Below are 12,293 nucleotides of genomic sequence, written 5' to 3'. Positions count from 1 at the left end.
TCGAGGCTGCCGGTCATCGTCAACCGCTTTGTGGCAGGGGCTTTCGAGCATTGGGACGCTTTACGCGGACCGAAGCGTCAACGCCCTGCCAGTTCTTTCCTATTGCACGACGCCAGCGGGCAATCTCTGAGCCTCGAGCAACGCCGACCGTCCCTTTCGCCAGGTGCCAGGTGGAATGCCGACGAACTTTTTGAAGGCGCGATTGAAGGCGGCTTCCGACTCGTAGCCGACCTCGGCACCCGCTTGCGCGATGCTCATTTCAGGGCGTTCGAGCAAGCGTCCTGCCAGTTGTAGACGCCAGCGAGCAAGATAGTGCATGGGCGAAACCCCGACATAGTGGGTAAAGCGGCTCGCAAACGCCGTGCGCGAGAGCCCTACTTCGCGGGCGAGCCGGTCCAATGTCCATTCCTCCCCGGGGCGAGCGTGGATGAGCCGGAGCGCCTCGCCGACATGTGGATCCCGTAGGCCTGACAGCCAGCCGCGCGAATCGTCGGGCAGGGTCTCGAGATGGCGGCGGATGATCTCGACAAACATCAGCTCGCTCAGCTTGGCGAGTATCGTCTCACAGCCCGCCCGCCCACTGCCACCTTCTGCCAGCGCCAGCCGAAAAAGGTCGATAACCCAGCTGCTTCCATCGGCGGGCTTGCGGGCGCACAGGATGGCCGGCAATGCGGCCAGGAGAGGATTGAAGGGACGTGCATCGCAGCCAAGATACCCGCAAATGAACCGGGTCCGCTCGTCTCCCCCGCCACCATGGATCACCGCAAACGGCAGGCTCTCGTCTATCGGCCGATAATACATCGCCATATTGGGTTCGCCCCGCGCCCCCGGCGAGGAGCTCAACACGTTCGGAACACCACCGGGGAAGACAACGACATCACCGGCGTTCACGAGCACCGGGGGCACCGAATCGTCTCCCAGCGCGGCCCAGCACGAGCCCGACATCACGGCATGAAAAGAAATGATGTGCTCTGCCTCCGGCATGATGGCGGCGGCAATGTCGGCCGTGCCCGGCGACTCGCCAACCCAGGGAGAGCTGGCGTCAACGTCGAAATAGATCGCACCGGTGAGGCGAACGGCTCGGAGCACATCGGAAAGGACATCCATGCACTACACCTCCGGAAACGATCGGCTACTCCCTTTGACAACGAGTTTTTCCGCCAGGCATCTCGAACTATCCGGCAATATGGCCGCCCGAGCAACTATCCATCCGGTCTAATCCTACTCTGAACGATCGGGCAACAGAAATGGACGATGTGACATTTGCGGGAACAGCGGACGGGATTAGCGTTTCATCGGCCGGCCGACAGGTCCAATAACAGGGAGGAATGTCATGAACGATGAAGACATCACCAAATTCGCAGCAAGCCTGCGAGGCGAAGTCATCCGCGCCGGCGACGCCCGCTATGACGAGGCCCGCAAGCTCTACAACGGCATGATCGACAAGCGGCCGCTGATCATCGCCCGCTGTGTCGACGTCGCCGACGTAATCACAGCGGTGAATTTCGGCCGCGACAACAATTTGCTGGTTGCGGTACGTGGCGGCGGCCATAATGGACCAGGATTGGGGAGCTGCGACGACGGTCTGGTGATCGACCTGTCGGCGATGAACGGCGTGCGCGTCGATCCGGATGCCCGCACGGCGCGGGTAGGCCCGGGCTGCACTCAGGGCGACCTCGACCATGCCACCCATGCCTTTGGCCTGGCCGTACCGGCGGGCATCATCTCGACCACCGGGGTCGCCGGACTGACGCTGAGCGGCGGCCATGGCTATCTGACGCGCAAATATGGCCTGACCATCGATAATCTGGTCGAGGCCGATGTCGTGCTTGCCGACGGAAGCTTCGTCACCGCCAGCAAGGAACGGAACCCCAACCTGTTCTGGGCGCTTCGCGGCGGCGGCGGCAATTTCGGCATCGTTACCAGCTTTGTGTTCAGGCTCCACCGGGTCAGCATGGTCTTTGCGGGGCCGATCGCATGGGATCAGCGCCACGCCCGCACCATCATGCAGCATTATCGCGAGTTCCTGCCGAACGCGCCCGAAGAACTCGGGATCTTCCTCGGGCTCAAGACCGTCCTGTCGAGCGCACCCTTCCCGGAAGAGTTTTGGGGACAGCGGATGTGTCTGCTGATGTGCTGCTACAACGGCCCGGAGGAAAAGGGCAGAGAGGCGCTGGCCCCGCTGCTCGATGCGCTGCCCGCGCCCTGGTTCAACTGGATGGGAACGATGCCCTATCCCGCGGTGCAGAGCATGTTCGATGGGCTCTACCCGAAGGGAATGCAGTGGTACTGGCGCGGCGATTTCGTCAAGACGCTGTCCGACGAGGCGATCGACGCCCATCTCGAGCAGGCGGCGAAGACGCCGAGCGAGCTATCGCTCATGCATCTCTACCCGATCGATGGTGCGGTCCATCGCGTCGGCAAAGACGAGACACCCTGGAATTACCGTGATGCGACCTGGTCGATGGTCATCGCCGGGATCGATCCGGACCCACAGAAAGCGGGCCCGGTGACGCGCTGGACCAAGGCCTACTGGGAGGCCGTGCATCCATTCGATCTGGGTGGCGCCTACCTGAACTTCATGATGGATGACGAGGGCGATGCAAGGCTCAAGGCGGCTTATGGCGACAACTATGAGCGCCTGGCTACGCTGAAGAAGAAATACGACCCGAACAACCTCTTCCGGGTGAACCAAAACATTCGACCGGCTGCTTGACGGCGGCGACCGGCCAGGCCGGCAAGTGTCGTACCGGCTGCGGGCCAGCTGAGGCTTGGCCGGTACGATAAGGCGGCCGGTTAGGGCGCTCGCTGGCCTGCCAGCGGGACACTCGGCCGCGCTCGCCGACCGTGTTCCATGAGCGATGTCCGGCATGCGTCAAAAGCGGTCGGCCCGCACCCTTAGGGTCACCCGTAGCCCCGCTTTAACCGACAAGTCCGGGAGAGTAGGCCTCGCGGTCAACGCGTTATGCCTCAACGACTGCTTCTCGCCAGCCCGATCGCGCCGGCAGCCACCGATAGTTTACGCCTCGATGTGGACGTCCGACCTCACGACGACATCCTCCAAGTGCTTATCGAGAACCGGTACTCCCTCCAGAACTAGATAAATTAGCAGTTTCTTAAGTGCCTTTGGAACTTTGTAGCTTTCGTTCCATTTTCAACCGCATGCGAGAGTCTGTGGTCCACGACCCTGGAATGACGGTGAACAGGTCACCGCCTCGCTACTCGCTGGTCCTGCCCGTATACAATGAAGAACAGGTGCTTCCTCGGCTGATCGAGCGGATCAGTTCGCTTATCGGCCGGCTGGACGGCGAAACGGAGGCCATCTTCGTCGATGACGGAAGCCTCGATGGAAGCGTCGAATACCTCCAAAAGGTGGTTGCCGCCGAGCCGCGCTTTCGGCTGATCGAATTTTCCCGCAATTTCGGTCACCAGGTGGCGATTACCGCCGGTATGGACGCCGCTGCGGGCGATGCCGTCATCGTCATGGATGCAGACCTGCAGGACCCGCCGGAAGTCGTTCTCGACCTGGTGGCAAAGTGGAAGGAAGGCTTCGAGATCGTCTATGCCCGCCGAGTCAAGCGCGAGGGCGAATCCTGGTTCAAGCGCTTTACGGCAAGTCTTTTTTATCGCCTGCTGGAGAAAATGACGTCGGTCGATATTCCGCGCGACGTCGGCGACTTCCGCCTGGTCGGCCGCAAGGCGCTGGAAACCTTCAAGCATATGCCCGAACATGACCGCTTCGTCAGGGGCATGTTCGGCTGGATGGGCTTCAAGCAGACGGCAGTGCCATTTGAGCGCCACGCCCGAACCCTGGGCCAGACCAAATACCCATTCTGGAAGATGATGCACCTTGCGGTTCACGGCATCGTTAGTTTCTCCGAGAAGCCGTTGCGCCTGGCCCTCTGGGGCGGATTGGCCATTTCCGCGCTTGCGGTGGTCTTTGGTGCCTACGCCATCTTTGCCTGGTTTTTTGAAACCGGCATCATTGCCGGCTGGACATCAACCGTGGTGATCGTGTCGCTCCTGTGCGGCATCAACCTTTTCATGACCGGCGTGGTCGGACTCTATGTCGGCAGCATCCACGCCGAGGTGAAACGCCGCCCGCTGTATGTGATCGATCGGCTCACCGGCTTCGACGAGGCGATGCGTGCCGTCTCTGGTGAGCGCCGCCGATCGTTTCACAAGCCCAGGAGTGGAGTCCCCGCCAATGGGCGAACTCTTCGACAGCTATAATTCCAACTATGGCGAGGCGGTCGAAGGGTCCATCCGGTTTTCCGGACTCAGGCACGACTTCTTCCTTGTCGCCAAGGCGGACCTGCTGCGGCGTCTGCTCGTCGAGCGAAAGCTTGGACAGGGTGGGGCGACCGTAAGGGCGCTGGATGTCGGCTGCGGCGTCGGTTCGCTCCACCCCTACCTCGAAGGTGCTTTCGACAGCCTGGATGGCTGCGACGTCTCGCAAGAATCGATCTTGCGTGCCAGCCAAGACAATTCGCGTGTGGCCTACAGGACCTGCAGCACGCAGCGGCTGCCTTATGAGGACGGCACGTTCGATCTGGCTTTCGCCAGCTGCGTCGTCCATCATGTCTCGCCCGCTGTCTGGCTGGATTTCTTCCTGGAACTGCGCCGCGTCGTGCGGCCGGGCGGCGTCGCCTGCATCATCGAGCACAATCCCTACAATCCACTGACGCGTCTTGCGGTGTTTCGGTGTCCGTTCGATCACGAGGCAGTCCTGCTCAACGCCGCTAAAGCAAGGTCCCTTTTTCAGGAAACAGGCTTCAGGGACATCCGCTCCGAGCATTTTCTGCTGCTACCCTCGGCAACGCCCTTGGCCAAAAAGGTCGAGCGCCTGCTTTCCGCCCTGCCGCTTGGAGCGCAGTATGCGTGCAGTGCGCATGTCTGAGCGCCGTTCGACCGGCGACGCTGGGCTGAGGCTGCTGGCGCGCTTCGGGTCGGTCGGCATTGCTGCAACGATCCTATATGCAGTGATGGCCACCGCTTTGGTCAAATGGCAACGGTTCGGCCTCTCGCCGGTCGGTGCCTCGCTCGCGGCTTATACCGCTGCCGCCCTGTTTTCTTATCTCGCGCATAAGTTCGTGACCTTCGCGTCGAGCGGATCGCATCGATCGGAGGCTCCGCGTTTTCTGTTGTTGACGGCGACAGGCTTCGCCGTTGCCTACGCGGCGCCGGCACTTTTGACCGCGAAATTCGGCCTTCCACCGATCATCGCCATCCTGGTTACATGCTTGCTTGTTCCGGCGGTCAATCTTCTCATGCTCGACCGCTGGGTTTTCGCGCAGCGAAGACGCGGCCAGCAGCGTGATCGCCTGCCCTAATCCGCCTCAATGGGATCGAGCCGGAGCGACAACAATTTGATGGAGCGCTTGTAGATGTTGCTGGCGGCCGGACTTGGCGGAATGCCGTCGAGGTAGTCGAAAGCGATGTCGAGTGTTTTAGCCTCGGCGAGAGCCGCCGGTGGGATAACGAACGAGACCGTTCGTGGCTCTTTGCCGGACAGCGTGACCGCATGCGCCCGAACGCGGTTTACCGAGATCACGACCCTTTGCGTGACCTGTGGCGGGCGAATGACGGCGGCCATTTGCAGCGTAGCCGTCAGGCCGTCGCGGAGCGGCGGTATCTTCAGGCGAAGCCGCGAGGTCTCGCCCAGCGAATGGGTGCCGTCGGCTACCGGTCCCGACCAGCCGCAGACCCTCATGCCGGCTGCCTTTTTGGCTCCGTCGGACCGGAACGACACCGTCTGGCCAAGGGTGTAGCTGCCGACCGCATCGCGATTGAGGCAGGTTGTCATCCAGTCGATGTAATAGGCGCGATAGTCGGCATTGACGTTTGGATTGACAGCAAGCGCAAGGATGATGACTTCCGCCCCGGCCAGAACCGCCGCCAGCGTGTAGCCGCCAAGCGAGGCCGCGCGCCGATGCGGGCCCGGAGTGCTAGACCAGGGCAAGATAGCCCCCGATCCATGCCACCGTCATGAAATAGCAGGCGCCAAGGAAGAGACCCAGAGCCGAAAGAAAAGTCAGCTTCGACGCCGACAACAACGTGGTCAGCAACATTGTCAGAGGCGCAAGCCCAATGACGTATCTGACCATGGAGGCCAGGTTCGTGATCAGCGGCAGGATGATGCAGCAGGCGCAGAACAGCGCGGCGCCATATTGCCTGCGAACCGCCAGAACCGCCGATAATGCCAGTCCTATGAGTGCGGCGAGCGCGCTCCATTGCGGCGCCGTAGGCAGCCATCCAGTCGTCGGAACGGCCGAGAGTCCATCCCATATGAAGGCGAGCGGATTGCCCGCCACCCGTCCAAACGCGCGCTGGACGTGCAGGAAGGCAAAGCCGTCCCCGACCGTCAGATAGAGGAACAGGATGTAGGCGAACAAGCCGGCAGGCGAGATGAGAATTGCAACGAGCAGATCCGGTCGGCCAAGCACCCAACGTGGGAACGAAAGCGCCGATCCGCCCTTTGCGCGGTAATCCCTGAACATCTGAATGACGGTCGCAAATACAACAAGCACTCCGACGAGCCTGGTTGCCGACAGCAGAGCCGATGACAGCCCCGCGGTCAGATAGCTGGAGCGTTTGAGTGCCAGAAAAACGCACGACGTCAGGAGCACGAAAAGAGGTTCGGTCAGGAAAGTCGTGAAGTGAAAGGAGAACGGGCCGCTGAGCAGAAAGGCGCAATACAGCACATAAGCGCGCATGTTCTTCTCGAGCAGCGGCCACGCCACCAGACAGGCCGCGTAGCTGCACGCAATCGATGCGATCGACGCGAGCAGTATCGTCGGCAAAGGGAAAACAGACCGGATTGCCGCCACCAGCATCGGATAGAGCGGAAAGAAGCCCCAGCGTCCGACATTGCTCTGGCCTGGAATGGGAAAGCGCTCATAACCGTGTTCGGAAATGTCGACATACCACGCGCAATCCCACCGGCAGAGCGCCTGGGCATAGGCTGCGAAGCCTGGTTCCGCCGAGATCGAGGCAAATGCCGCATAGCGAATGGCCAGTCCACCGACGACGAACAGCAATGGCACCGCCACGACGGCGACCGCAATATAGCGACCGCCGGGACGCGCGACAGCTTCGAGCGCCACAATCTGCCTCCACCCGTTCAAGTGACTGGCGCCACTCAAAGCTAGATGACGCGCGCCCGGGCGAATTCAAGGCATGCATTTGGCGGCTCAAATTGGTGATACCAGCGATCCGGCGTCCCTGAGCCAGACCAGCATCTCGCTGCATCACGTTGAAATGGGTTCAGTCGACGCGTTTAACCCGTCGCGTAGGTATTTGTGCAGTCAAGCTGTTGTACACGACAGTTCGAATCCTGATACCGCGCTGGTGTACTCGGCCCTTGAGAATCTTTCAGCCTTCGGCAACATGGCGGCAAGGCTGAGAGCATGAGGATGAGCAAGGTCATTTCCGCCGCATCACGGCGTTCGCCACGCAAGACACCGATGGCGCTGACCGAGGCGCTGGTCGCCCGCACCTTGCGTGCGGTCGAGGATGCCGGGCCGACACCGGGCATGGTCTACATGACCGATGCCGATTACGCGCGCATTCGCGACGAGGTGGTGGCCGGCGCGCCGGCCGGGCCGGTGAAGCTGTTCGCCTATGGCTCGCTGCTGTGGAAGCCGGCCGGCGAGGTCAGGGGTGGCGAACGGGCCGTGGCGACGGGCTGGCACCGTTCGTTCTGTTTTACGGTGCAGCGCTTCAGGGGCACCGTCGAGCAGCCCGGCCTGATGATGGCGCTCGACCGCGGCGGCCAATGCCAGGGCATGGTGTTCGAGATCGCCGAGCCCGTGGCGGCCAATCTCGAAGCGCTGCTGCGCCGCGAGATGACCATCCTGCCCTCCGTCAACCTGCCGCGCTGGCTGCAGGTCAGGACAGCCGACGGCATGGGCCAAGCGCTTGGTTTCGTTGTCGATCGCGCCAATCCGCGCTATGCCGGCAAACTCGACAAGCGAGCGATAGCGGCGACCCTGGCCAACGCCGTCGGCCATTGGGGTTCGGGCGCCGAATATCTGTTCGAGACCATTCGCCATCTCGACGCCTGTGGCATCCGCGACCGCAATCTCTGGCAGCTGCAGGAACTTGTGGCCGAGGAGATCGGTCGGGCGCTGCCGTCGGGCTTCATTCGCCCCTGAGCCAGACCAGCATCTCGCCTGGGTCGCGGTTGTCCCAGGCGAAATACGGCACGGCGGTGACTTTTGCCTCCTCGACCGCCGGCGGTTCGGTGCGGTAGAGCCCCTCTTCCCAGTTTTCGAAAGCCTCCTTTTTGGCGATCGCCGAAAGTGTCACGACGCCGCCCAGAAGGTTCGGCTGCTGATGCGCCTCGATGTCGGCCGTGCGCGGCAGAGCGATGCGGTGCAACTGGCTGGAGTTGTCGGTCTCCTCGACGCAATAGATCAGCGGCCCGCGCGCCAGTGCGACACGGCCGATATCCTGCCGCACCTGCGGGTTGGCGTATAGACGGTCGACCGCCATCTCGAGATCGAGCTCGACGCGGTCGCCCTTGCGCCATTCGCGGCGGATCGCGGCATAACCGTCGCTCGTGACAGCAGCCAGATCGACATCGGCGCCGTTCACCTTGAGCGTTGCCTTGCGGCACCAGCCCGGCAGGCGCAGGTGCAAGGTGAACGCGGTCGGCGCTTCCGGTTCGACGCAGATCGAGACCGCGCCGTCCCACGGATAATTGCTGGTCTGGGTCAGCTCTATTTGCCGGCCCGCGATATCGAAACGAGCCGTGCCGTTTCCATAGAGATGGACGGCGAGTGCGTCGTCCGACAGGCCGTAGAAATAGCTGCCGATCGAGGCGACCATGCGCCCGACATTGGGCGGGCAGCACGGGCAGCGATGCCATTTCCAGCGGTGGTGGGCGCCGCGGCTTTCGAGCGGATTCTCGTAGAAGAACAGCGAGCCGTCGAGCGACAGGCCCGAGATCGAGCCGTTGTAGAGCGCCCGCTCCATGATGTCGGCGTAGCGCGCATTGGGACCCATGCCGAGCATGCGGCTCGCCCAGAACACCAGGCCGACCGAAGCACAGGTCTCGGCATAGGCGGTGTCGTTGGGCAGGTCGTAGTCGACGGTGAAACCCTCATTGTGCGAGGACGGCCCAAGGCCGCCGGTGACGTAGAGGTTCTTGGTCATGAGATCGTCCCACAGCCGGTCGAGCGCCACCCGCAGCGTGTCGTCGCCATATTCGGTGGCGATGTCGGCCATGCCCGAATAGAGATACATCGCCCGCACCGCATGGCCGACGACCTTGTCCTGCTCGCGCACCGGTTTGTGCGACTGGTTGTATTCGTAGGTCTTGAAATGATACGCCTTCGGGTCGGCGCCGCGGGCGCGCGCCTCCTCGTCGAAATAATGCGGCTCAAGTCCGCGCTGGTCGATGAAATATCTGGCTAGCTCCATGTATTTGCGCTCGCCCGTCACCCGCGCCAGCTTGACCAGCGCCAGCTCGATCTCCTCGTGGCCGCAATAGCCCTTCTTCTTACCGGGCTCGGGACCGAACGTCTCGGCGATATGGTCGACATAACGGCACATGATGTCGAGCAGCTTGCGCTTGCCGGTGGCCTGGTAGTAGGCGACGGCGCCTTCGATCAGATGGCCGGCGCAATAGAGCTCGTGGCAGTCGCGCAGATTGGTCCAGCGCCGGCCGGGCTGGATGCGTTGGTACCAGCTCGACAGATAGCCGTCGGGCTGCTGCAGCTTGCCGTACATATCGATGACGGCGTCGATCTTCTTCTCCAGCTCCTCGTTGCGGCGGCGGTAGAGCGAATAGGCGGCGGTCTCGATGGTCTTGCCCCAATCCGAATCCCAGAACATCTGCGTCGTCACCGTCGAGCCGGTGAACTCGTTGCCGGCGGTGGCGGCCTCGTCCGGCGAGGGTGAGTGGAACGGAATGACGACGCCGGGCGAGGGCCGGTCCGGGTCGATCTGCTCGAGCATGCGCGCCTCGACGCAGCGATCGTAAAGGATGCCGGCGGTCTTCGAGGCGACGGCATCGACGCGGTCGCCCCAGAAGCCGCGCACGTCGACCTGCGGCACCGGCAGCGGGCGGAAGGCGAGTTTCGGCTTGGCGCCCTGACTGGCGGATTGCGATGCGGTCATCAATTCACTCCGGTTCGGTTCGATTGGTCACTTCACGGCCCCTGCCATCAGGCCGCGGATGTAGAAGCGCTGCAGCAGCAGGAAGAGCACGAGGCACGGCACCATCATCACGGTGACGCCGGCCTGCACCGCGCCCCAGTCGATGGCGCCGAAGCGGCCGGACTGGAGTGCGGTCATCATGATCGGCAGCGTGAATTTGGACTGGTCTGTCATCAGCACGAGGGCCGCCAGAAACTCGTTCCAGGCGCCGAGGAAGGCGAACAGCGCGATGGTGACGATGCCCGGCCAGACCAGCGGCAGCATCACCCTCAACAGCATGGTGACATTGTTGGCGCCGTCCATGCGCGCGGCCTCCTCGATCTCGCGCGGCACCGCGTCGAAGGCGTTGCGCATCATGAAGATCGAGAACGGCAGCTGCAGCGTGACATAGACGCAGACCAGCCCGGTCAGCGTGTTGTGCAGGCCGATTTTTGTCAGCACCAAGAAGATCGGCGTCAGAATCGACTGGAACGGGATCATGATCGTCGACAGGATGACGGCGAAGAGCAGGTTCTTCAGCGGAAAACGGAAGCGCGAGAAACCGTAGCCGGCGAGCACGCTGACGATCACCGACAGCACCACGGTCATGACCGAGACGTAGATGCTGTTTTGCGCCGGCAGCCAGAGGCCATCGCCGAAGGTGTTGAGTGTGGCGTAGTTCTCGAGCGAGATGCCGCTGGTCGGCCAGGGCGGCAGCGGCGGCTGGCGCGCTTCCTGCGCCGGCTTGAAGGCCGAAAGCACCGTCCAGGCGATCGGCGCCAGGAACAGAATGGAGGCGATGATGCCGGTCGAGTGCTCGGCAATCTGCATGCCGATGCGGCGTTTGCGGCTCCTTGCCTGCGCCATCAGTCGACCCCCTCGGGCTGGCGCAGCAGCCGCAGCTGGATAAGGCTGAGCGCCACCAGGATGACCAGCAGGACCATCGAAAGTGCCGCGCCATAGCCGAGCTTGAACGACACGAAGGACTGGTTGAAGATCCAGTAGACGGCGGTCAGCGTCTGGTTGCGCGGGCCGCCGCGCAGGATGATGTAGAACTGGTCGAAGGCGAGGATCGAGCCGGCCACCGACAGGATCAGCGCCAGCGCCAGCGTGCGGCGCATCAAGGGCAAGGTAATCGCCCGGAACCGCGCGAATGGCCCTGCCCCGTCGATCATCGCCGCTTCCTGCAGATCCGGCGGGATTGATTGCAGGCCGGTCATCAGGATGATCATGGTGAAGCCCGCCACCTTCCACACCACCATGGCGATGATCGACCAGAAGGCCGGCTGGAAGGTCGCCAAAAGATTGAATTTCTTCTCGGTCAGGCCAAGCTCGAAGGCGGCCGGGCTGAACAGGCCGGAATCGACATTGAGCAGCCAAGACCACAAAAGGCTGGCCGAGGCAAAACCGATGACCGCCGGCATGAAGAATGACGTGCGGTAGAAGCCCGTCAGCTGCCGCGGCCTTTCGATGAACAGCGCCAGCGGAAAAGCGACGGCGAAGATCGCGATCGTGACCACCACCGTGTAGTAGCCGGTGAACCGCAGCGCGTTCCAGAAGCGGGTGTCGCGCAGGATCGCCCAGTAATTGTCGAGGCCGATAAAGCTGTGCGCGCCCATCAGCGGCCAATTGTGCAGCGACATCCAGGCGGTCATGCAAAGCGGCACGATGAAGAAGACGACGACAAGCGCAACGGCCGGCGCGACATAGAGCAGGCCGATCCACTGCCGGCGGCCGGCGCCAACGAGTTTGCGCGGGCGCGTCGGGGCGGAGATTGCTGCGATGGTGGTCATGGCTGGCCGCTCGCCTTCCCTTCTCCCCTTGTGGGAGAAGGTGGATCGGCGCGCAGCGCCGAGACGGATGAGGGGTGTTGGACGGATCGCCGTGGGTGCCAAGCTGGAGCACCCCTCATCCGTCGCCTTCGGCGACACCGCCCGGGGGCGAGCCACTGGTCTCGCCCCGTCCTTCGGACCCCACAAGGGGAGAAGGGGGAGCCAGCATTGCAACGGCGTACTGTGATGGTGCTCATGCCTGTTGTTCCATTGGCGGGACGTCCCCCTCCCCCTGTTTGGACCGGGGACATCGCGAACAGCTGTGCGAGGACATCGCGAACAGTTTGCCATCCTATCGTTGGCTTGCATTGAGGTCGA

11 protein-coding genes are annotated in these 12,293 nt (G+C 62.7%); 5 read left to right on the top strand and 6 right to left on the bottom strand.

Features of this window, described 5'->3' with window-relative positions; translation table 11 throughout:
* Nucleotides 1-99: 99 nt before the first annotated feature.
* Nucleotides 100-1,107 carry an AraC family transcriptional regulator gene (locus tag NKI63_RS06060; protein ID WP_352751669.1) on the bottom strand — a complete coding sequence of 336 codons (1,008 nt, stop codon included), beginning with the start codon at nucleotides 1,105-1,107 and terminating at the stop codon, nucleotides 100-102.
* A 226-nt stretch (nucleotides 1,108-1,333) separates the two neighbouring features.
* On the opposite strand from NKI63_RS06060, the gene NKI63_RS06055 reads away from it, so the two are divergent.
* The 4 genes from NKI63_RS06055 (at nucleotide 1,334) to NKI63_RS06040 (ending at nucleotide 5,333) form a co-directional block, all read left to right on the top strand.
* On the top strand, nucleotides 1,334-2,716 hold the full coding sequence (locus tag NKI63_RS06055) for an FAD-binding oxidoreductase (protein ID WP_352509456.1): 1,383 nt from the start codon (nucleotides 1,334-1,336) through the stop codon (nucleotides 2,714-2,716).
* A gap of 476 nt (nucleotides 2,717-3,192) precedes the next feature.
* The gene (locus NKI63_RS06050) at nucleotides 3,193-4,233 is read left to right on the top strand and encodes a glycosyltransferase family 2 protein (protein WP_352509473.1); all 1,041 of its coding nucleotides are present in this window, start codon (nucleotides 3,193-3,195) and stop codon (nucleotides 4,231-4,233) included.
* Entirely contained in the window at nucleotides 4,208-4,900 is a 693-nt protein-coding gene (locus tag NKI63_RS06045) for a class I SAM-dependent methyltransferase (RefSeq protein ID WP_352509455.1), read from the top strand. The genes NKI63_RS06050 and NKI63_RS06045 overlap by 26 nt, the downstream gene beginning before the upstream one ends.
* On the top strand, nucleotides 4,893-5,333 hold the full coding sequence (locus NKI63_RS06040; protein ID WP_352509454.1) for a GtrA family protein: 441 nt from the start codon (nucleotides 4,893-4,895) through the stop codon (nucleotides 5,331-5,333). Before NKI63_RS06045 ends, NKI63_RS06040 begins: the two co-directional genes overlap by 8 nt.
* Here the strand turns inward: NKI63_RS06040 and NKI63_RS06035 are convergent.
* Complete coding sequence (locus NKI63_RS06035) at nucleotides 5,330-5,962, bottom strand: hypothetical protein (protein ID WP_352509452.1); 633 nt, start codon at nucleotides 5,960-5,962, stop codon at nucleotides 5,330-5,332. The two genes, NKI63_RS06040 and NKI63_RS06035, sit on opposite strands and share 4 nt — an antisense overlap.
* On the bottom strand, nucleotides 5,949-7,106 hold the full coding sequence (locus NKI63_RS06030; protein WP_352509451.1) for a putative hexosyltransferase: 1,158 nt from the start codon (nucleotides 7,104-7,106) through the stop codon (nucleotides 5,949-5,951). Before NKI63_RS06030 ends, NKI63_RS06035 begins: the two co-directional genes overlap by 14 nt.
* Before the next feature lie 309 nt (nucleotides 7,107-7,415).
* On the opposite strand from NKI63_RS06030, the gene NKI63_RS06025 reads away from it, so the two are divergent.
* Nucleotides 7,416-8,156, top strand: a complete 741-nt coding sequence (locus NKI63_RS06025; RefSeq protein ID WP_352820740.1) for a gamma-glutamylcyclotransferase — start codon at nucleotides 7,416-7,418, stop codon at nucleotides 8,154-8,156.
* Here NKI63_RS06025 and NKI63_RS06020 read toward each other — a convergent pair.
* Genes NKI63_RS06020 through NKI63_RS06010 form a run of 3 tightly spaced genes read right to left on the bottom strand, consistent with a single transcriptional unit; the run spans nucleotide 8,143 to nucleotide 11,936 of the window.
* Entirely contained in the window at nucleotides 8,143-10,125 is a 1,983-nt protein-coding gene (locus NKI63_RS06020) for a glycoside hydrolase family 127 protein (RefSeq protein WP_352820738.1), read from the bottom strand. The two genes, NKI63_RS06025 and NKI63_RS06020, sit on opposite strands and share 14 nt — an antisense overlap.
* A 27-nt stretch (nucleotides 10,126-10,152) precedes the next feature.
* On the bottom strand, nucleotides 10,153-11,010 hold the full coding sequence (locus NKI63_RS06015; protein ID WP_352820737.1) for a carbohydrate ABC transporter permease: 858 nt from the start codon (nucleotides 11,008-11,010) through the stop codon (nucleotides 10,153-10,155).
* On the bottom strand, nucleotides 11,010-11,936 hold the full coding sequence (locus NKI63_RS06010; RefSeq protein WP_352820735.1) for a carbohydrate ABC transporter permease: 927 nt from the start codon (nucleotides 11,934-11,936) through the stop codon (nucleotides 11,010-11,012). Before NKI63_RS06010 ends, NKI63_RS06015 begins: the two co-directional genes overlap by 1 nt.
* Nucleotides 11,937-12,293: the final 357 nt, after the last annotated feature.

The sequence above is a fragment of the Mesorhizobium sp. M0410 genome (assembly GCF_040321435.1).
Taxonomy (GTDB): Bacteria; Pseudomonadota; Alphaproteobacteria; order Rhizobiales; family Rhizobiaceae; genus Mesorhizobium.
The sequence above is the reverse complement of the archived record's forward strand: the minus strand, read 5'-3'. Positions and strand labels throughout refer to the sequence as shown.

Excerpts from the sequence above, each read along its gene's own strand:
- NKI63_RS06060 (WP_352751669.1), bottom strand. The coding sequence starts at position 1,107 with ATGGATGTCCTTTCCGATGTGCTCCGAGCCGTTCGCCTCACCGGTGCG.
- NKI63_RS06010 (WP_352820735.1), bottom strand. The coding sequence starts at position 11,936 with ATGACCACCATCGCAGCAATCTCCGCCCCGACGCGCCCGCGCAAACTC.
- NKI63_RS06050 (WP_352509473.1), top strand. The coding sequence starts at position 3,193 with ATGACGGTGAACAGGTCACCGCCTCGCTACTCGCTGGTCCTGCCCGTA.
- NKI63_RS06040 (WP_352509454.1), top strand. The coding sequence starts at position 4,893 with ATGTCTGAGCGCCGTTCGACCGGCGACGCTGGGCTGAGGCTGCTGGCG.
- NKI63_RS06015 (WP_352820737.1), bottom strand. The coding sequence starts at position 11,010 with ATGGCGCAGGCAAGGAGCCGCAAACGCCGCATCGGCATGCAGATTGCC.
- NKI63_RS06055 (WP_352509456.1), top strand. The coding sequence starts at position 1,334 with ATGAACGATGAAGACATCACCAAATTCGCAGCAAGCCTGCGAGGCGAA.
- NKI63_RS06045 (WP_352509455.1), top strand. The coding sequence starts at position 4,208 with ATGGGCGAACTCTTCGACAGCTATAATTCCAACTATGGCGAGGCGGTC.
- NKI63_RS06020 (WP_352820738.1), bottom strand. The coding sequence starts at position 10,125 with ATGACCGCATCGCAATCCGCCAGTCAGGGCGCCAAGCCGAAACTCGCC.
- NKI63_RS06025 (WP_352820740.1), top strand. The coding sequence starts at position 7,416 with ATGAGCAAGGTCATTTCCGCCGCATCACGGCGTTCGCCACGCAAGACA.